Here is a 17,884-nt window from a genome sequence, read left to right on the forward strand (position 1 = left end):
GACCCGCCCGGCGGGACCCCGTGTAACACGCCCGAAACACGAGGGACACGGCGGGGTAACCGCCGGTGACTACTGTGGAACGGCTGCGTCTGCAGCCACCCGTTACGCCATTGGAGACCTTTGCATGTTTAAAGATTCTTCCGAGGTGCTCAAGTTCATCAAGGACACGGACGTCAAGTTCCTCGACATCCGGTTCACCGATCTCCCCGGTGTCCAGCAGCACTTCAACATCCCCGCCTCGACGGTCGACGAGGAGTTCTTCTCCGTCGGCCAGCTCTTCGACGGGTCCTCGATCCGCGGATTCGCGAACATCCACGAATCGGACATGCAGCTGATCCCTGACGTGACCACCGCCTACGTGGACCCGTTCCGCGTCGAGCGCACGCTGATCATCGTCTTCGACATCTACAACCCGCGCAACGGCGAGATCTACTCGAAGGACCCGCGCCAGGTCGCCAAGAAGGCCGAGAAGTACCTCGCGTCGACCGGCATCGCCGACACCGCGTTCTTCGCCCCCGAGGCCGAGTTCTACATCTTCGACGACGTGCGCTACGAGGTCACCCAGAACTCCGCGTTCCACTCCGTCGACTCCGTCGAGGGCGCCTGGAACTCGGGCCGCGTCGAAGAGGGCGGCAACCTCGGCAACAAGACCCCCTACAAGGGCGGCTACTTCCCGGTCAGCCCGGTCGACAAGCAGGCCGACCTCCGCGACGACATCTGCCTCAAGCTGATCGACGCCGGCCTCATCCTCGAGCGCTCGCACCACGAGGTGGGCACCGGCGGCCAGGCGGAAATCAACTACCGCTTCGACACGATGGTCCACTCCGCGGACGACATCCTGAAGTTCAAGTACATCGTCAAGAACACGGCCGAGCAGTGGGGCAAGACCGCCACGTTCATGCCGAAGCCCCTCTTCGGCGACAACGGCTCGGGCATGCACACCCACCAGTCGCTCTGGAACGACGGCAAGCCCCTGTTCTACGACGAGAACGGCTACGGCGGACTCTCGGACGTCGCGCGCTGGTACATCGGCGGCCTGCTCAAGCACGCCCCCGCGGTCCTCGCGTTCACGAACCCGACGGTCAACTCGTACCACCGCCTGATCCCGGGCTTCGAGGCGCCGGTCAACCTGGTCTACTCGGCCGGCAACCGCTCCGCGTCGATCCGCATCCCGATCACCGGCACGAACCCGAAGGCCAAGCGCATCGAGTTCCGCGCGCCCGACGCCTCGGGCAACCCGTACCTCGCGTTCGCCGCGCAGCTGATGGCGGGCCTCGACGGCATCAAGAACCGCATCGAGCCGCACGAGCCGGTCGACAAGGACCTGTACGAGCTGCCCCCGGAGGAGGCCAAGCTCATCCCGCAGGTCCCCGCCTCGCTCGAGGAGGCCCTGGCCGCCCTCGAGGCCGACCACGACTTCCTGCTCCAGGGCGGCGTGTTCACCCAGGAGCTCATCGAGACCTGGATCGACTACAAGCGCGAGAAGGAGATCAAGCCCCTCGCGCAGCGCCCGCACCCCTTCGAGTTCGAGCTGTACTACGGCGTCTAGCTAGAAGACGGGCCAGAAGCGGGTATAGTCCGCAGACGGACCGAATGAACACGGAAAGCGCCCCCCGAGCACTGCGCTCGGGGGGCGTTCAACGTCTCCTTGCCGATGCTGCGACGAAGTCGACCGCGCCGCACCGACCGTAAGCACGGACGGCGCAGGGTAGAGGCCGCAAGCGATCACCAGAGACGCGAATCTGTGACGGGGGTGCTGGATGCGAGGGGGATCGGGCTAACACTCGGTACACTGCGACGCGATCCGCAACTACTATCCATTGCGCTCGGCGGAGGCTCACGGCCAAACGGTCGGAATCTGCAAATTAACTCCTGACCTATTCATGTTGCGGTTCCATCAGTCAGCAAGCCAGTCGGAATCACTGCCGGCGTTCGTAAAATTTGGCCACCGGACCGAGGGCGTCTCGCTATTTCGAAGGAGGTCCACTTGACCGGTGCGCGAGGCGGCAATCGCCGCCTCATGGAGGCCGCCGTCTACCCGACGAAGAGTGACTGGCCCACTCCCCTTAGGCGTGTCGTGTTTGCGCACCGGAGTCGGCGTGATAGCTGCGCCGCAAGCGGATCGATGTTCTTTCGCCCTTCGACGTGCTTCTAAAGAAAAGGGACTCATCGCGGACACGTCACGAAGTGCCGGAGTACAGGCACGTCAGTAGCGCGCTCATCCTTCAGTCGGTCGAGTGCGCAATCCATCGTTACTTGCGCTCCATCGTTGACATCCCTCGGTTCGAACAGTCAATGCATTTATGCGGCCAGGAGTCTCACGTTGCCCCGGACGCGCGTGACGTGGGATCGCGCCCCTCGCGTTGATAAGCGCATTGGGTACCGGCGTATCCACTTCCAGCACCACTACCCAACTTCGGGCGACTGGTCTGAATATTCGATCACCGCGTTCATCCCAAGCGGTCGCAGTGTCCAGCCAACGCTGCTTTAATAATTTAGAGGTCCCCTCAACTGCCCTCAGCCGAATTTTTCCACCTGCTTCTTCGCGTTTGGGTGCGTGAATAAGCGTTCCGGCTCCAGCATTCAACTGCTAATTGTTAGAGTCTCCCGCACTGCAAATCAGCCTCATTGGATCCGCTCGCGAACCCGAACCCTGCCCTAGAGGACAGCGATCTTCGCATTTCGACGAGCCCCCAAACGCAGACGGCTCGTGAGGCGCGCCAGCACATGATTGCGTTCCTCAATTGTATAACAGCTGTCAGCACCTGTAGCCCGGCCAACCGCCCGTCTCGCTCAGACTGAGCAATACCCTGTCCGGCTACGAGGCCAACTTATGACCCATGTTGTGCTGAATGGAAGGCTTTACTTTCTGACCCAAGCCTCCGATGGGGCGTGGGGGCTATCATTCAGTAAACCGCCTTGCACCTCCAAAATCACCTGAATCGCCTTCAGAGCGTTTGGTACGACTCGGCGCAACGCCTACTTTCGCCACTGCCTCAAGTACCTGAAGAGACTGCATGTCTACAACGGTCATTGCCCAGCGCCAAGACCGCTAACCTTGCGCGAGTTAGTTTGGAACGAGGAGATACATGACAAAATGGCGTTTTTTGTGGGCTGCGCTATGTGCTGCCTTCGGTTTCAGTTTTTTTCTTGCTGCTGGCAATGTCAGTGTTCTCATGTTCCCGACTTCGAAGCCTCAAAGTGATCCAATCTTTGTCTTCGTGGTTGCGGTTTGCTTCATCATCTCAGGTGTTGCTTACTCGATGGTTCGATTTAAACAACGAACTTTTGTAAAAAAATCTTCTATTGCTTCGTTGCAGGACTTCACCTTTGACCGCGACGAGCTTGAGCGACTTGTTCCCCGCAATGGCGACGATGTACTGAAACCTGAACAACTCACCTTATTCCTAAACTGTGTCGTCGAGCCCGCAGGGGTCGTTGAGCGCATTTCGGAGCGAGTATCTCCAGCTCATACCTCGATTATGGTGGACACTACATTCAGTCTAAGAGTGCAAGTTGCTACTGAACAGGCGGCAGTCGTAGAGACTTCCTTCTTAGTGCCATTACAATTTCCTAAAAAAGGGCATCATGCGAGTGGTCTGAAAGCCTATGGCATCGACGATAAACGCATCTCGACGGTTTCTCATTCTAACGTTATTGTATTTGAAATCGCCGTGATGCGAAGAATTGCTCGCATGGTTGCACCTGAATTTCTTGATCAATACTGCTCCAGGATTGAGTCGCTGGTGATCGCGGTACTTACTTCCGCATCGCCATCGCCTGAACATCAGGTAACAGAAGTTTTCAGTTTAATAAAATCTGTTTCGGAAGAGATTGACACGGAAGAACCAATTGACGAGACCGCCCTCACGCAACTTCAGAACCTTTTTGACAGACTGAACGGAGTGCTGCCGCTCTGCATTTCTTTCTCGCGCAAGCAATTAAGCGAGCGAGCATGGCCAGACGTGCTTCGTGTCCGCCTAGAGCGCAGAGTTGCTCAACCTGTCACGACAGATGTGCATGGGGTACCCTCTGGACGAGGCGCCGAGCTTCTTGATGGAGTTACTCGAATATGGGAGCACATCCGTCTGGCAGCGGGAGTTCGGCCGTCTCGGCTTTACTTCGAAATTGGTAATCTCCGCCTGACGCGTAGCTACCATCTCGAGATGCAGGGCCCGGAGGGTACCTACTACTCATCCTCCGGGATTTGGGGTCAGCACCACATCGTGGACGGCCTTCCAGGCGACGTGAGTAAGCCGGAGGGGCAACGGCGCATGCACGTGTACTTCAGGGACGCAGCTATTGCGGACTTGATACCCCTTGGTCCCTCGTGGCCCGGATACGTTCGCGCGTTACCCGCCCCAAGGATTTTCATGAGCGCGGACTTCGAGGAACGTTCGCCGGGCTCGCTCGCGTCCCCCATGTTTGCCGCAGCGGCGACAGTCGGCCTCGTCGCGGCGATCGCTGCACGTCACCAAATCACGCCGGTTGGGGTCCCGATCAACGATCTTCCGCTCATCGGCCTCCTGTGCGCCGTTCCGATCGCCGCTGCCGCTCTCGCCGGGTTTGATGCAGGCAAGGACCACCGACGTCCCCAGATGCCTTCCAGGATTGTGCCGATCTTCACGGCCGTCATCGCTGTTCTCGGAGTGGTACTAGCAATCGGTCAGCGAAGTGGCGCTAAAATTGGCACGTTCGACCCGGACCAGGCCTGGCTCATGCTCCTGGCCGCCGCGGTGCTCAATCTAGTGATGGCCGGTGGAAGCTGGCTCGGCCGTGTTCGCGCGGAACATCACCTGACAAAGAAGTCCGGTACAAAGAAAGGTACATGATGGCCGAAACCGATAAAGTCTCGCGTTCGACGAAGCGCTCTCGACTGCGGAAGGTTGGGGTTCGAAAATGGTTCTTTGGGAGCGTCTGGCACGCGGGGACAGTAGTCGAGGATTTTTCAGAGCCTCTTCCCTTGGGCTACAAGCATTTTGACTCGGCGGACTTCCTTCAGAAGGCGTTTGCAACAGACCGATCCGGAACGCAGAGCGCACGAGCTACATGAAGAATGATCTTGCGTGAGCCATTTCGTGTCAGGCGGCCAGGCCCCACCGCATCGGTGCTGATGAATTCTCAGGCCGATGCGGCTCGAGCCGATTCGTTAGCGCAACGCACGCGGCCTGCAGAAGTAGACCACGACTTCCTGCTCCAGGGCGGCGTGTTCACCCAGGAGCTCATCGAGACCTGGATCGACTACAAGCGCGAGAAGGAGATCAAGCCCCTCGCGCAGCGCCCGCACCCCTTCGAGTTCGAGCTGTACTACGGCGTCTGATCCGACGCACCGCAGGGCTCGCGCCCTGCTCGAAGGGCCGTTCCTCTCCGGAGGAGCGGCCCTTCCGCGTTCCCGGACGGACCCGCGGGCGTCAGCGGTAGGTGGGTGCGTCGACCTCGACCGGGCCGTAGAAGCGGCGCTCGAAGACGGCGCGGGCCCGGCGGGTGACGCCGAGGTAGTCGTCCTCGAGCTGCGTCGCCGAATCGGCGGGGTACTCCAGGAGCCGTGCCACGCCGTCCAGCTGGCGGCGGTCGGCCGGCAGCACGTCGGCGGTGCGGTCGGTGAACAGGGTCATCGCCGAGCGCACCCGCGAGGCGAGGAGCCAGGCCGCGCGCAGCCGCTCCGCGTCGGGCGGCGAGATCAGCTCCGCCTCCTGCGCCACGCTCAGCGCGGTCAGCGTCGAGGTCGTCCGCAGCGCGGGGATCGTGCGCGCGTGCTGCAGCTGCAGCAGCTGCACCAGCCACTCGACGTCGCTGAGTGAGCCGCGGCCGAGCTTGAGGTGGCGCTTCGGGTCGGCGCCCTGCGGCAGCCGCTCGCTCTCGACGCGGGCCTTGATCCGCTTCACCTCGCGGATGTCGCGGTCCGAGATCGCGGCCGGGTAGCGGACGCCGTCGGCCAGCTCCTCGAAGTCGGCGATCAGCGCCGCGTCACCGGCCACCCCGCGAGCCCGCAGCAGTGCCTGCGCCTCCCACGTCAGCGACCACCGGGCGTAGTAGGCGCGGTAGGAGTCGAGGGAGCGCACCAGCGGACCGTTCTTGCCCTCGGGCCGCAGATCGGCGTCGAGGTCGAGCGGCAGGCGCGAGTCCTCCGTCAGGCGCACGAGCTCGGCGACCAGGAACTGCGCGTAGAGCTGCGCCTCGTGCGGATCCACCTCGCCCGGTCGCTGCACGTACATCACATCCGCGTCGGAGCCGAAGCCCAGCTCCGCTCCCCCGTAGCGCCCCATGCCGATCACGGCGAACTCCGCGGCAGATCCGCGGCGACCGGTGCTCGAGCGGCGGACGGCAGCGAGCACGCCGCCCAGGAGCGCGGAGATGATGTCGGAGAGGCTGGTCGCGATCTCCTCGATGGTGCTGAGGCCGAGGACGCCGCCCATCGCGGTGCGGAGCACCTCTCGGCGGCGCATGCCCCGCAGCGCCGTGGCGACGGCCTCGGGAGTGTCGTGGCGCGCGAGAACCGCGCGCACCTCCTCCGCCAGCCGGTCGGCACTGCGGGGACGCAGGGCCTCGTCGTCCTCGAGCCACGCCGCCGACTCCGGGATGCGGTCGAGCAGCTCGCCGACGAAGCGCGAGCCGGAGAGGACCGTCGTCAGGCGCTTCGCGGCCCCGGAGGAGTCGCGCAGCATCCGGAGGAACCAGGGCGTGCCACCGAGGGTGTCGCTGAGGCGCCGGAAGGCGAGGAGTCCGTAGTCGGGGTCGGCTCCGTCGGCGAACCACTGCAGCATGACGGGGACGAGGTGGCGCTGGATGCTCGCGCGGCGCGAGACGCCCGACGTCATCGCGGCGATGTGGCCGAGGGCGCCACGGGCGTCCGCGAAGCCGATCGCCGCCAGTCGCGCCTCCGCCTGACCGGTCGACAGCTCGATCCCGCCGTCGGGCAGCGCCGCCACCGCGGAGAGCAGCGGGCGGTAGAACAGCCGCTCGTGCAGCCCGCGCACCCGGTGCTTGATGGAGTTCCAGACGACGAGGAGCTCCTCGGCGCTGCGGGCGAGGCCGCTCGCCCGGGCCAGGGTGCGCAGCTCGTGCTCGTCCCGCGGCATCAGGTGGGTGCGCCGGAGCCTGCGCAGCTGGAGCCGGTGCTCGAGCAGGCGCAGTGCGCGGTAGTCCTGCGCGAACTCCTCCGCCGCCGCGCGGCCGATGTAGCCGCGGTCGGCGAGAGCACCGAGGGCCAGCAGGGTGCCCGGCATGTGGATCTCGTCGTCGGTCTGGCCGTGCACGAGCTGGAGCAGCTGGACCGTGAACTCGATGTCGCGCAGCCCGCCCGGTCCGAGCTTGATCTGGTAGTGGACGTCGTTCTGCGGGATGTTCTCGGTGACGCGCTCGCGCATCCGCTGCACCGACTCGACGAAGTTCTCCCGCGACGCGCTCGACCAGACCTTTGGCGCGACGGCGTCGACGTAGGCGCGGCCGAGCTCGAGGTCGCCCGCGAGCGGGCGGGCCTTCAGCAGGGCCTGGAACTCCCAGCTCTTGGCCCAGCGGTCGTAGTAGGTGATGTGCGATTCCAGGGTCCGCACGAGCGCGCCCTGCTTCCCCTCCGGCCGCAGGTTGGGGTCGACCTCCCAGAGCTCCGGCTCGAGCGCGAGCGCGGAGGTGCCGCGCATCAGCAGGACGGCGAGCCGAGTCGCGATGTCGATCGCGCGGGCGTTCGAGAGGCCGCGCTCGGGGTCGCCCTCGGCCACGAAGATGACGTCGACGTCGCTGACGTAGTTGAGCTCGGAGGCGCCGGCCTTGCCCATCCCGATGACGGCGAAGCGGGTCGCCACGACCTCCTCGCGAGAGAAGCGACCGGGTCCGGAGCCCGCGATCAGGTCGGCGCGCGCCACGGCGAGCGACGCCTCCAGTGCCGCCCCCGCGAGGTCGGCGAGGGTCCGGGCGACGCGATCGATCGCCGCGACGGGATCCGCCTGGCCGAGATCGTGCACGACGACGCGGGTGAGCAGTCGGCGGTAGCGGACCCGCAGGGCCGTCCAGCCGTCCTCCTCGTGCAGCGCCGCGACACCGTCGACGGCGCCGACCGAGTCGAGCAGCTCCTGCTTGAGCTCGCCGCGACCAGGAAGGACCCGGACGGGGTCGAGGAAGCCGGCGAGCTCGTCGGGCCGGCGCTGCAGGAAGTCCGCGAGACCGGAGGACGCCCCCAGGACGAGCAGCAGCCGCGTGATCGCGGCGTCGTCCGCGAGCACCGCATCCATCCGGCCGCGGTGACTGCGCAGCAGATCGAGCAGCGCGCCGAGCGCCGCGTCGGGATCGGCCACCGTCGCGAAGGCCGGCACCACCGACTCAAGCGAGCGGCCCGCGAGCTCCTCCGCCTCGGCGAGCCGCGCCCCGGTCTCGCCGAGTGCGGCGAAACCGAGGCGGGCGACCTCGCTCAGCGTGCGTTCGCGGGGCATGGCGCGAGGGGTCAGAGCATCTCGAGGTTGCTGCGCAGCTCGTACGGGGTGACCTGGGCGCGGTACTCGGCCCAGTCCTTCCGCTTGTTGAGCAGCACGAAGTTGAACACCTGCTCGCCGAGGGTCTCGGCGACGAGCTCCGACTCCTCCATCAGCGAGATCGCGCGGTCGAGGCTCGCCGGCAGCGGGCTGTAGCCCAGGGCACGGCGCTCGGCGTCCGACAGCGTCCAGACGTTGTCCTCGGCCTCGGCGGGGAGCTCGTAGCCCTCCTCGATGCCCTTGAGTCCCGCGGCCAGCAGCAGCGAGTAGGCGAGGTAGGGGTTCGCGGCCGAGTCGAGCGCGCGGTACTCGATGCGCGAGGACTGGCCCTTGTTGGGCTTGTACAGCGGCACGCGGACGAGCGCGGAGCGGTTGTTGTGGCCCCACGACACGTAGCTCGGCGCCTCGTCGCCGCCCCAGAGCCGCTTGTACGAGTTGACGAACTGGTTCGTCACCGCGGTGATCTCGGGCGCGTGCTTGAGCAGCCCGGCGATGAACTGGCGGCCGAGCTTGGACAGCTGGTACTGCGCGCCCTGCTCGTAGAACACGTTCATGTCGCCCTCGAAGAGCGAGAGGTGCGTGTGCATGCCCGAGCCGGGGTGGCCGGAGAGCGGCTTGGGCATGAAGGTCGCGTAGACGCCCTGCTCGATCGCCACCTCCTTGATGACCGTTCGGAAGGTCATGATGTTGTCGGCCGTGGTCAGCGCGTCCGCGTAGCGGAGGTCGATCTCGTTCTGGCCGGGGCCCGCCTCGTGGTGGCTGAACTCGACCGAGATGCCGAGGTCCTCGAGCATCCGGACCGAGCGGCGGCGGAAGTCGTGCGCCGTGCCGCCGGGGACGTTGTCGAAGTAGCCAGCGGAGTCGACGGGCTCGGGCCCCTCCGCGCCGAAGGTCGACGACTTCAGCAGGTAGAACTCGATCTCGGGGTGCGTGTAGAACGTGAAGCCGCGCTCGGCCGCCTTCGCGAGCGTGCGCTTGAGCACGTTCCGCGGGTCGGCGACGGCGGGCTGGCCGTCCGGCGTGGTGATGTCGCAGAACATCCGCGCCGTCGGATCGATCTCGCCGCGCCACGGCAGGATCTGGAAGGTCGACGGATCCGGGTGCGCGAGGACGTCGGCCTCGAACGAGCGGGTGAGTCCCTCGATCGCGGAGCCGTCGAAGCCGAGACCCTCGGCGAACGCCCCCTCGACCTCGGCCGGCGCGATCGCGACCGACTTGAGCGTGCCGACGACGTCCGTGAACCAGAGGCGAACGAATTTGATCCCTCGCTCTTCAATGGTGCGAAGAACGAAGTCCCGTTGCTTGTCCATCAAGGCCCTTCCTGTTTCGCTCCCAGGCTAGTGGCTCCGCCCCTCCCCTGCTGGGCGCCCGGCCGTTCCCCGCGGAGCCCCGACGGGGCGCCGATAGACTCGACCGCATGTCAGCGCAGCCCGTGAAACGCGTGAGAACCCGGCACTTCCAGACCGCGAAGGACTCGGGGGTGCGGATCACCGGGCTCACCAGCTACGACGTGCTCACGGCCCGCATCTTCGACCAGGCGGGCATCGACTTCCTGCTCGTGGGCGACTCCGCCGGCAACACCGTGCTCGGCTACGACACGACCCTGCCGGTCACGGTGGACGAGCTGATCCCGCTGGCCCGGGCCGTCGCGGGCGCCGTCGAGCGCGCGTTCGTCGTCGCCGACCTGCCCTTCGGCTCCTACGAGTCGGGCCCGGACGACGCGCTGCACACCGCCTTCCGCTTCATGAAGGAGACGCACGCGCACGCCGTGAAGCTCGAGGGCGGCGTCCGCTCCGCGGAGCAGATCCGGCGGATCGTCGAGGCCGGCATCCCGGTGATGGCGCACATCGGCTTCACCCCGCAGAGCGAGCACGGCCTCGGCGGGCACATGATCCAGGGCCGCGGCGAGGGGATCGAGCAGCTGCTCGCCGACGCCCGCGCCGTCCAGGACGCCGGCGCGTTCGCCGTCGTGCTCGAGATGGTGCCGAGCGAGGCCGCCCGCCGGGTCACCGAGGAGCTCAGCATCCCGACGATCGGCGTCGGTGCCGGCCCGCACGTGGACGGTCAGCTGCTCGTGTGGACCGACTTCGCCGGGCTGACCACCGGCCGCGTGCCGCGCTTCGTCAAGCAGTACGCCGACCTGCGCGGTGTCCTCACCGGCGCGGTGACCGCGTTCCGCGAGGACGTCGAGGCCGGCGCGTACCCCGGAGCCGAGCACAGCTACGAGTAGCGGGGCGCGACCCGGTTCAGCGCGGGATCAGCGATCCTCCGCGTCCTCCTCGTCCCAGCGGCGGGTGTTCTCGCGCATCTTCTCGAGGGCGTGCGACGCCTCCTCGCGGGACGAGTAGGGGCCCGCGCGGTCGACGGACGGGGACTGGAAGCCCTGCTCCACCGCGCCGGACTTGAGGTTGTACCACCAGGAGTTCGCATCACCGTCAGACATGTCGCGATTCTACGCCGGGGCCGGTCGCCGGTCGCTCCCCCTCGCGCCTCGCTAGCATGGCCGGTATGACTGCTGCTGCGACCGCGATCGGAATCGACATCGGAGGGACCGGCATCAAGGGGGCGTACGTCGACCTCGGCGAGGGCGCCCTCCTGAGCGACCGGATGAAGGTCGCCACCCCCGAGGGCGGCCGCCCGAAGGACATCGTCGCCACGGTGCAGCAGATCCTGGGCATGCTCCCGGACGCACCGGCCGACACCCCGGTGGGGATCTGCTTCCCGGCCGCCGTGGTGCACGGGCGCACCATGTCCGCCGCGAACGTCTCGGACGAGTGGATCGGCCTCGAGGCCGAGAAGCTGTTCGAGGACGCCATCGGCCGCGACATCTTCTTCGTGAACGACGCCGATGCCGCCGGCTACGCCGAGTCGCGCTTCGGCGCGGCGAAGGACAAGAAGGGCCTGGTCCTGATGACCACGCTCGGCACCGGCATCGGCACCGCGCAGATCTACGACGGCGTCCTCATCCCCAACGCCGAGCTCGGCCACCTCGAGATCCACGGCGGCGACTACGAGAAGAAGGCGTCCTTCGCCGCGAAGGAGCGGGACGACCTCGACTACAAGCACTGGGCCAAGCGCCTGCAGCGCTACTACTCCCACCTCGAGGCGCTCCTCTGGCCGGACCTGATCATCGTCGGCGGCGGCATCTCGAAGCACCACGAGGAGTTCCTGCCCCTGCTCGACCTGCGCACCCCGATCGTCCCGGCCGCCCTGCGGAACAACGCGGGCATCCTCGGCGCCGCGGCCCTGGCAGGCGGCGGCGTGCGCCGCTGAGGCGGTACCTCCTTCCGCGGCGGTCACCGCCCGCCGCGGCGGCGTCGGCCCCGACAGGTGGCCGCGTTCCGCAGGGCGTCTCGCCTTCGGCTACGACGAAACGCTGGCACGCGTTTCGCCGGTGAGCCTCGCTGCGCGAGGGCGGTCTGCAGGGTCGGCGCCTCTGAGGCCCGCCCCCTCCATGCTGGTCGAGTAGCCGCGCAGCGGCGTATCGAGACCCACGTCACCGAACGGCAGCCTCACGCCCGCGTCCAGCAGGGCGGGATCTCGATACGCCCTCTCCGAGGGCTACTCGATCAGCATGATAGCGGCGAACCTTTTGCGCGACTGACGTGGCGCCCCTCCTGCCCGGACGGGCCCGCCTCCCTCTTGCTGGTCGAGTAGCCGCGCAGCGGCGTATCGAGACCGACGTCACCGAACGGCGGTCCCAGGCACTCGTCCAGCAGGGCGGGATCTCGATACGCCCTCTCCGAGGGCTACTCGATCAGCATGCACGGGCGGACGGCGCTCTTCAGGAGCATGCGGAAGCAGGGCCGAGGCGAGCCGGAGAAACGCGTGCCAGCGTTTCTCCGGAGCCGGACGCGGGACGCTCTGCGGAACGCGACCCTCCGCTCGAGCCGACCGCGCCGCGGCGGGCGGGGACCGCCGCGGTAACAAGCACCAGCCTGCCCCGAGACACGAAATGCCCCGCGAAGCGGGGCATTTCGGGGCGAAGGGGCAGGCTGATACGCCGGGTTCTGTTCACGCCGCGCCTCTCGGCGGGCGCTGGACGGCCATCTCTCTCGGGGGCACGTCGCCGTGACCCTCCAGCGGTCTACCCGAGGACCCGACGAGCAGCCGCATCGTCCTCTGTCTGACCTTGCTCCGGGCGAGGTTTACCGAGCGGACCGGATCACTCCGGCCCCTGGTGGTCTCTTACACCACCGTTTCACCCTTACCGCGGGCCGGGGCCCGTGGCGGTCTGTTCTCTGTGGCACTGTCTCGCGGGTCGCCCCGGGTGGGTGTTACCCACCGCCCTGCTCTGCGGAGCCCGGACGTTCCTCGGCGCCGGGGCTCTCACCCCGGCGACGCGACCGTCTTGCCGGCCCGTTCGCGGAACCAGTGTACGGGCCGGGTCAGGCGAGCGTCGACTCGTCGCCGCGGACGAGGATGCAGCCGCTGTCGGGGCAGAGCACGACCTGGTCGGGCGCGGTGGTGCGGATCCAGGCGAGGTCGGACTCGGTGAGGGCGACGCCGCTCCCCTCCGACACCTTGCCGCGCAGGAGCGCAGCGCCGACGCCGTAGCGGGCGCGCTGCTTCTCGTAGAGCTCCACCAGGTCGGCCGGGATCTTCTCGACGAGCGAGGCGCGGTCGCGGGCGAGCGCCTCCTGCTTGCCGGCGAGCTTCTCGGCCTGGGCGTCGCGCTCCTCGGCGAGGGTCGCGATGCCGGCGACGACCTCGTCGCGCTCGGCCTGGGCGGCGGCGACCTCGGCCTCGATGCCCTCGATCCGCTCCATCAGCGTCAGCTCGATGTCCTCGAGGTCGCCGCGGCGCTTGACCAGCGAGGTGATCTCGCCCTCGAGCGCGGCGATGTCCTTCGCGGACGACGCGGTCTGGAGCCGGTCGCGGTCGCGGGCGAGGCGCTTGTCGACGACCTCGACGTCGGACTCGATGCGGCCGAGCTCGGTGCGGGCGTCCTCCAGGCGGCCGTTGCGCTCCGCGAGGGTGCGGCGGGTCTCGTTGTCGCGGGTCTGCATCGCCTTGATCGCCGCGATCTGCGGCAGGGTGGCGACGGCGTGACGGAGCTGGTTGCCCCTCGTGTCGAGACTCTGCAGAGTCAGGAGCTCTCGCTGGTCGGCGGGGCTGGCAATCACGTCGCGGTCCTCGTTCCCGGCACGGAGGGTGGGCGTGCCGGCTCCATTCTCGCGCGCTCGCGGAGCGTCAGTGGACGATGGCGAAATCCCAGGGGTCGGTGCGGGTCTCGCTGACGTCGACGACGACCCCCGGCAGCGCGGTGCGCAGGGCCTCGGCGGCGACGTCGAGCCAGAGCCACTCGCTCGCCCAGTGCGAGACGTCGAGGAGCGCCGGTCCGGTGCCGTGGCGGGCCTTCTCGCGCGCCTCCGACGCCGGGTGGTGCCGGAGGTCGGCCGTGATGTAGACGTCGCTCGTGCGGACCGCAGGGCTGTCGAGGAGGGAGTCCCCGGCTCCGCCGCAGAGCGAGACCCGACGGACGGGCGCCTCGTAGTCGCCGGCGGCACGGACTCCCCCGGCGGTCGCGGGCAGCAGCTCGGCCACGGCGCGGGCCAGACGGCCGAGCGTGACCTCCTCGGCGAGGTCGCCGACGCGGCCGAGGCCGACCGACGGGTCCTCGCCGGGGACCAGCGGCGTCGTGCCGGTGAGCCCGAGCCGCGTCGCGATCACGTCGGAGACGCCGTCCGCCACGATGTCCGCGTTGGTGTGCGCGGAGACGAGGGCGCAGCCGTGCCGGATCAGCTCGGCGAGCAGGCGGCCCTTGTAGCCGTCCTCCGCGATCGAGGTGACCCCGCGGAGCAGGAGCGGGTGGTGGGCCAGGAGGAGCTGGTAGCCGCCGTCGGCGGCCTCGGAGACGGTGTCGGCGACGACGTCGACCGCGAGGAGGATCCGCTCGACCTGCGCAGCCGGGTCACCGGTGACGAGACCGGGAGCGTCCCAGTCCTCCGCGGCCCCCTCGGGCCAGAGACGGTCGATGACGGCGTGGACGTCGCGCAGCGTGGGCATGCGTCCAGGGTAGGGCCGCCGCTCCCCCGCCGGAGTGCGCCTCAGTGCGCGTGGTCGGTCTCGACGGCGCGGATGGCGGCGTCGGAGCTGCCGACCTCGTCGTCGAGGTCCGCGGCGAGGAAGTCCTCCGACTCCGGGAGGCGCACGGTGAGCCCGGCGTACTGCTCGACCGCCAGCTCGCCGCTCAGCCCGGACGCTGCGAGGACGTGGCCGCCGACGGAGCCGCTCGAGTCGACGAAGTGGGTGTGCAGCCCGGCGACGCTGATCCCCTGGAACGGCTTGGGGCCGTAGAAGCCGACGATCGTGCCCTCGACATCGCTCAGGTGCACCTCGCGCTGGTCGCGCATCGCGTCCGCCAGGCGGAGGTACGGCTTCACCTGGGCGATCGGCTGCCGCAGCGTCAGGTGCCCGATGCGGCCGCGGAGCCGGACGCCGACGAACACGTTCGGGCTCGGCACCGTCCGCCGCACCGCCGTCAGCAGGGCGTCGAGCGACGGCACCGCCTCGACCGTCTCCGTGCTGTCCGGAGCGAACCGCGCCAGCTCGGCGAACGCGATCGTGTCCTCCGGCTCGAGGACGACGACCGAGCCGTCGCCGCGGAACAGCCGGTGCACGCCGTCGAGCACGACCAGCTCGCCCTCCATGTGGTCGCCGCAGCCCAATCCGAAGTCGCCGGCCTCGTCGGCCTCGGCGCGCGTCACGACCCCGTCGAACAGACCGGCCAGCAGCGCGTCGACGATCGAGAACTGGGTGATGAGGCCGCGCGGCGCGGTCGGAGTCGGCATCCCGCCATTCTGGCGGAGCACTCAGCTCTCCAGCGCCAGCCGATACCGCTCGCGCGCCGTCCGGAGACGAGAGAAGCCCCGCGCTTCCGGAGAAGTGCGGGGCTCTCTGCCTTGCGGTGGATCCGAGGGGATTCGAACCCCTGACCCCCTGCATGCCATGCAGGTGCGCTACCAGCTGCGCCACGGACCCTTGGTGCGCTTCTCGGACTCGAGGTACCGGCCTTGCGGCCCGCTCCTCCGCCCGGCGGAAGCAACTCGAATAAACTACAACACGAAGCGCGTGGAGTGAAATCGAGCGGCGACGCCGGGCGTGTTCCTCAGTTCGAGGAGGCCGCGGAGTCGGCGGGAACGGCGTTCGCCAGCGTGATCGGGACCACGGGGCAGTCCTTCCAGAGGCGCTCCAGCGAGTAGTACATCCGGTCCTCCTCGTGGAAGACGTGGACGACGAGGTCGCCGAAGTCGAGCAGGATCCAGCGTCCCTCGGCGCGGCCCTCGCGGCGCAGGAGCTTGGCTCCGGACTCGTTGAGGCGGTCCTCCACCTCGTTGGCGATGGCGACGACGTTGCGCTCGGAGCGCCCCGTCACCAGGAAGAAGATGTCGACGAGCGGCAGCGGTCCCGAGACGTCGAGTGCGACGAGGTCCTCCCCGCCCTTGGAGTCGGCGGCGGTGGCCGCGAGGTCGAGCAGGGCGCGGGCGGAAGCGGTCGCAGTCATGAAGCCTTCAGTGTCGGTGGTGGATCAGAAGATGTTGAGGACGAAGCCGCCGATGAACAGCGCGATCGAGGCGACCAGCAGCACGGCGGCGGTGATGGCCAGCACGACGGGGACGCTGACGGCGCGGCGCTTCTGCGGGGCGATCATCGCGGTGCCCGCGGCGTGCGTGGAGACGGCGCTCGACGCCCGGACGGGCTCCGAGTCGGAGGCGGGCTGCTCGCGGTCGATGCGGTCGACGTAGCGGTCGACATCGGGCGAGTCGTAGAGGTTGGGGTGCTGACCGGTGGAGCCGAGGCTGCGCGGCAGGTCGAAGGAGCCCGTGACGAGCACCTCCCCCGTGTCCGTGCGGACCGGAGACGCGTCGCCCGCGGTCGGCAGGATCAGGGCGTTCGTCGTGGTGACGGCGCCCGTCGCGGCGACTCCGCTCGCGATGAGGGAGTCGAAGGAGGCGTCGACCTCCTCCTTGGACTTGCTGTCGAGCTCGTCGGTGATGGCCAGGTGCTCGATCGGCGGGTGGAAGCTGCCGGTGATCTCTGTGGCCTTCTCGTCCGCGATGTCGAGCGTGCCGACGGTGGCGAAGAGGGCGGTGTTGAGCTTGGGCTGCTCGGGCTCGTCGTTCGACTGCTCGGACTCGTCGGCCGGCTGCTCGACGTCGGACGCCTCGGGAGCGGACGCCTCGGCGGCGGTCGCCTCCGCGACGGCGTCAGGCTCGGCCTTCGCCGACTCCTGCGCGGCGTCGACGGGCGCGGCCTCAGGGGTCGCAGCGACCTGCTCCGCCTGCTGCTGGGCGAGCAGCGCGCGGAGCTCGCGGCGGGTGAGCGTGCTGCGGTCGACGCCCTCGGGCAGCACGACCTCGATGGCGGAGGTGCTCAGCTCGGGCTCGGCGGCAGGAGTCGGCGCGACGACGGGGACGCGCAGAGCCTGGGTCGCGGTGAGGACGGGCATCTCGCCCGCGGCGGTGACGGACGCGGTCGCGGCGCGGCGGGAGGTCGTCGGTGCGGCGGCGGGCGCGGCGCCGGCCGCGGCTCGCTCGCGCTCGCGGATCTCGCGCCGGGTGAGCGGCGCGCCCTCGTGCTGAACTGTCATGGCGTGCTCCGATACAGGTGGTGCTTCGAGATGTACTGGACGACACCGTCGGGAACCAGATACCAGACCGGATCACCCCGGTTCACGCGGCTCCGACAGTCCGTCGAGGAAATCGCTAGCGCCGGAATTTCCAACAAGGATACGTCCTGAGCCGGCAATCCCGAAACGGACAGCGCGTGACCCGGCCGGCTGACGGCGACGAAGTGCGCCAGCTCCCAGAGCTCGTCGTAGTCCTTCCAGCTCAGGATCTGCTCGACGGCGTCGGCTCCCGTGATGAAGAACAGCTCGGCGTCGGGGTGCGCGAGGTGGATGTCGCGGAGCGTGTCGATCGTGTACGTCGTGCCGATGCGGTCGATGTCGACGCGGCTGACGGTGAAGCGCGGGTTGGACGCGGTCGCGATGACCGTCATCAGATAGCGGTGCTCCGGCGGCGTGACCGTCTTCTTGTGCCACGGCCGGCCGGTCGGCACGAAGACGACCTCGTCGAGGTCGAAGGACTGCGCCACCTCGGAGGCGGCGACGAGGTGCCCGTGGTGGATCGGGTCGAAGGTGCCACCCATCACGCCGATGCGCGGACGCCGCGGGTCTCCGCTCGCGGCGGACGTCACGATCGCAGGGCCGCCGGACTAGTGGCCGTGGCCGTGGGAGTCGTGGGAGCCGGCACCGGTCTTGTGCGAGTGGCGGTTGGCGACGTCGCGGTAGCTCCACGTGACGAAGCCGAGCGCGGTGAAGGCGACGACGGCGATCAGCCCGTAGACGATGGTCGGCATCGGCAGCTCGGTGTGCGCTGCTTCAGCGAGGACGGTCGTCACGAGGGACATGCGGT

14 protein-coding genes, 1 tRNA gene and 1 other RNA gene are annotated in these 17,884 nt (G+C 68.0%); 4 read left to right on the forward strand and 12 right to left on the reverse strand.

The genetic code is table 11. The annotated features are described in order from the left end of the window. The first annotated feature begins 124 nt into the window (after positions 1–124). Together glnA and MT351_RS09350 are read left to right on the forward strand one after the other, a co-directional pair. Positions 125–1,549: a type I glutamate--ammonia ligase gene (gene glnA / locus MT351_RS09345; protein WP_123445839.1), complete on the forward strand. Its 1,425-nt coding sequence runs from the start codon at positions 125–127 to the stop codon at positions 1,547–1,549. Between the two features lie 1,540 nt (positions 1,550–3,089). Next, a complete protein-coding gene (locus MT351_RS09350; RefSeq protein WP_132437046.1) occupies positions 3,090–4,832 on the forward strand; it encodes a hypothetical protein in 1,743 nt (580 codons plus the stop codon). A gap of 579 nt (positions 4,833–5,411) precedes the next feature. Here MT351_RS09350 and MT351_RS09360 read toward each other — a convergent pair. Beyond that, complete coding sequence (locus MT351_RS09360; protein WP_243582025.1) at positions 5,412–8,426, reverse strand: bifunctional [glutamine synthetase] adenylyltransferase/[glutamine synthetase]-adenylyl-L-tyrosine phosphorylase; 3,015 nt, start codon at positions 8,424–8,426, stop codon at positions 5,412–5,414. Positions 8,427–8,437: 11 nt separating this feature from the next. Further along, positions 8,438–9,775, reverse strand: coding sequence for a glutamine synthetase family protein (locus tag MT351_RS09365; protein ID WP_123445837.1), 1,338 nt, complete (start codon positions 9,773–9,775; stop codon positions 8,438–8,440). 107 nt (positions 9,776–9,882) lie between these two features. Between MT351_RS09365 and panB the strand changes: the two genes are divergently transcribed. Next, a complete protein-coding gene (panB, locus tag MT351_RS09370; protein WP_132437044.1) occupies positions 9,883–10,695 on the forward strand; it encodes a 3-methyl-2-oxobutanoate hydroxymethyltransferase in 813 nt (270 codons plus the stop codon). 27 nt (positions 10,696–10,722) lie between these two features. On the opposite strand, the gene MT351_RS09375 is transcribed toward panB, so the two are convergent. Then, positions 10,723–10,908: an SPOR domain-containing protein gene (locus MT351_RS09375; RefSeq protein WP_123445835.1), complete on the reverse strand. Its 186-nt coding sequence runs from the start codon at positions 10,906–10,908 to the stop codon at positions 10,723–10,725. 65 nt (positions 10,909–10,973) lie between these two features. Between MT351_RS09375 and ppgK the strand changes: the two genes are divergently transcribed. Continuing rightward, positions 10,974–11,738 carry a polyphosphate--glucose phosphotransferase gene (ppgK, locus tag MT351_RS09380; protein WP_132437043.1) on the forward strand — a complete coding sequence of 255 codons (765 nt, stop codon included), beginning with the start codon at positions 10,974–10,976 and terminating at the stop codon, positions 11,736–11,738. Between the two features lie 710 nt (positions 11,739–12,448). On the opposite strand, the gene rnpB is transcribed toward ppgK, so the two are convergent. The 9 genes from rnpB to MT351_RS09425 form a co-directional block, all read right to left on the reverse strand. Further along, positions 12,449–12,827, reverse strand: an RNA gene (rnpB, locus tag MT351_RS09385) — RNase P RNA component class A. Positions 12,828–12,853: 26 nt separating this feature from the next. Next, positions 12,854–13,591 carry a zinc ribbon domain-containing protein gene (locus tag MT351_RS09390; protein WP_123445833.1) on the reverse strand — a complete coding sequence of 246 codons (738 nt, stop codon included), beginning with the start codon at positions 13,589–13,591 and terminating at the stop codon, positions 12,854–12,856. 67 nt (positions 13,592–13,658) lie between these two features. Then, positions 13,659–14,474, reverse strand: a complete 816-nt coding sequence (locus MT351_RS09395; RefSeq protein ID WP_132437041.1) for a Nif3-like dinuclear metal center hexameric protein — start codon at positions 14,472–14,474, stop codon at positions 13,659–13,661. A 41-nt stretch (positions 14,475–14,515) separates the two neighbouring features. Continuing rightward, complete coding sequence (locus tag MT351_RS09400) at positions 14,516–15,259, reverse strand: acetolactate decarboxylase (RefSeq protein WP_132437039.1); 744 nt, start codon at positions 15,257–15,259, stop codon at positions 14,516–14,518. Between the two features lie 117 nt (positions 15,260–15,376). Beyond that, positions 15,377–15,449 (reverse strand) — tRNA-Ala (locus MT351_RS09405). 127 nt (positions 15,450–15,576) lie between these two features. Next, the gene (gene rsfS / locus MT351_RS09410; RefSeq protein WP_132437037.1) at positions 15,577–15,972 is read right to left on the reverse strand and encodes a ribosome silencing factor; all 396 of its coding nucleotides are present in this window, start codon (positions 15,970–15,972) and stop codon (positions 15,577–15,579) included. 24 nt (positions 15,973–15,996) lie between these two features. Beyond that, positions 15,997–17,058, reverse strand: coding sequence for a hypothetical protein (locus MT351_RS09415; RefSeq protein WP_132437035.1), 1,062 nt, complete (start codon positions 17,056–17,058; stop codon positions 15,997–15,999). After that, positions 17,055–17,666 carry a nicotinate-nucleotide adenylyltransferase gene (gene nadD, locus MT351_RS09420; RefSeq protein ID WP_123732279.1) on the reverse strand — a complete coding sequence of 204 codons (612 nt, stop codon included), beginning with the start codon at positions 17,664–17,666 and terminating at the stop codon, positions 17,055–17,057. Before nadD ends, MT351_RS09415 begins: the two co-directional genes overlap by 4 nt. Before the next feature lie 18 nt (positions 17,667–17,684). Next, on the reverse strand, positions 17,685–17,879 hold the full coding sequence (locus MT351_RS09425) for a hypothetical protein (RefSeq protein ID WP_123445826.1): 195 nt from the start codon (positions 17,877–17,879) through the stop codon (positions 17,685–17,687). Positions 17,880–17,884: the final 5 nt, after the last annotated feature.

This window comes from Rathayibacter sp. VKM Ac-2926, assembly GCF_022815565.1.
Lineage (GTDB): Bacteria > Actinomycetota > Actinomycetes > Actinomycetales > Microbacteriaceae > Rathayibacter > Rathayibacter festucae.

What these genes read in the sequence shown, in the direction of transcription:
- glnA (WP_123445839.1), top strand. Translation starts at nt 125, where the DNA reads ATGTTTAAAGATTCTTCCGAGGTGCTCAAGTTCATCAAGGACACGGAC.
- MT351_RS09425 (WP_123445826.1), bottom strand. Translation starts at nt 17,879, where the DNA reads ATGTCCCTCGTGACGACCGTCCTCGCTGAAGCAGCGCACACCGAGCTG.
- panB (WP_132437044.1), top strand. Translation starts at nt 9,883, where the DNA reads ATGTCAGCGCAGCCCGTGAAACGCGTGAGAACCCGGCACTTCCAGACC.
- MT351_RS09415 (WP_132437035.1), bottom strand. Translation starts at nt 17,058, where the DNA reads ATGACAGTTCAGCACGAGGGCGCGCCGCTCACCCGGCGCGAGATCCGC.
- MT351_RS09395 (WP_132437041.1), bottom strand. Translation starts at nt 14,474, where the DNA reads ATGCCCACGCTGCGCGACGTCCACGCCGTCATCGACCGTCTCTGGCCC.
- MT351_RS09400 (WP_132437039.1), bottom strand. Translation starts at nt 15,259, where the DNA reads ATGCCGACTCCGACCGCGCCGCGCGGCCTCATCACCCAGTTCTCGATC.
- MT351_RS09365 (WP_123445837.1), bottom strand. Translation starts at nt 9,775, where the DNA reads ATGGACAAGCAACGGGACTTCGTTCTTCGCACCATTGAAGAGCGAGGG.
- ppgK (WP_132437043.1), top strand. Translation starts at nt 10,974, where the DNA reads ATGACTGCTGCTGCGACCGCGATCGGAATCGACATCGGAGGGACCGGC.
- MT351_RS09375 (WP_123445835.1), bottom strand. Translation starts at nt 10,908, where the DNA reads ATGTCTGACGGTGATGCGAACTCCTGGTGGTACAACCTCAAGTCCGGC.
- MT351_RS09360 (WP_243582025.1), bottom strand. Translation starts at nt 8,426, where the DNA reads ATGCCCCGCGAACGCACGCTGAGCGAGGTCGCCCGCCTCGGTTTCGCC.
- rsfS (WP_132437037.1), bottom strand. Translation starts at nt 15,972, where the DNA reads ATGACTGCGACCGCTTCCGCCCGCGCCCTGCTCGACCTCGCGGCCACC.
- MT351_RS09350 (WP_132437046.1), top strand. Translation starts at nt 3,090, where the DNA reads ATGACAAAATGGCGTTTTTTGTGGGCTGCGCTATGTGCTGCCTTCGGT.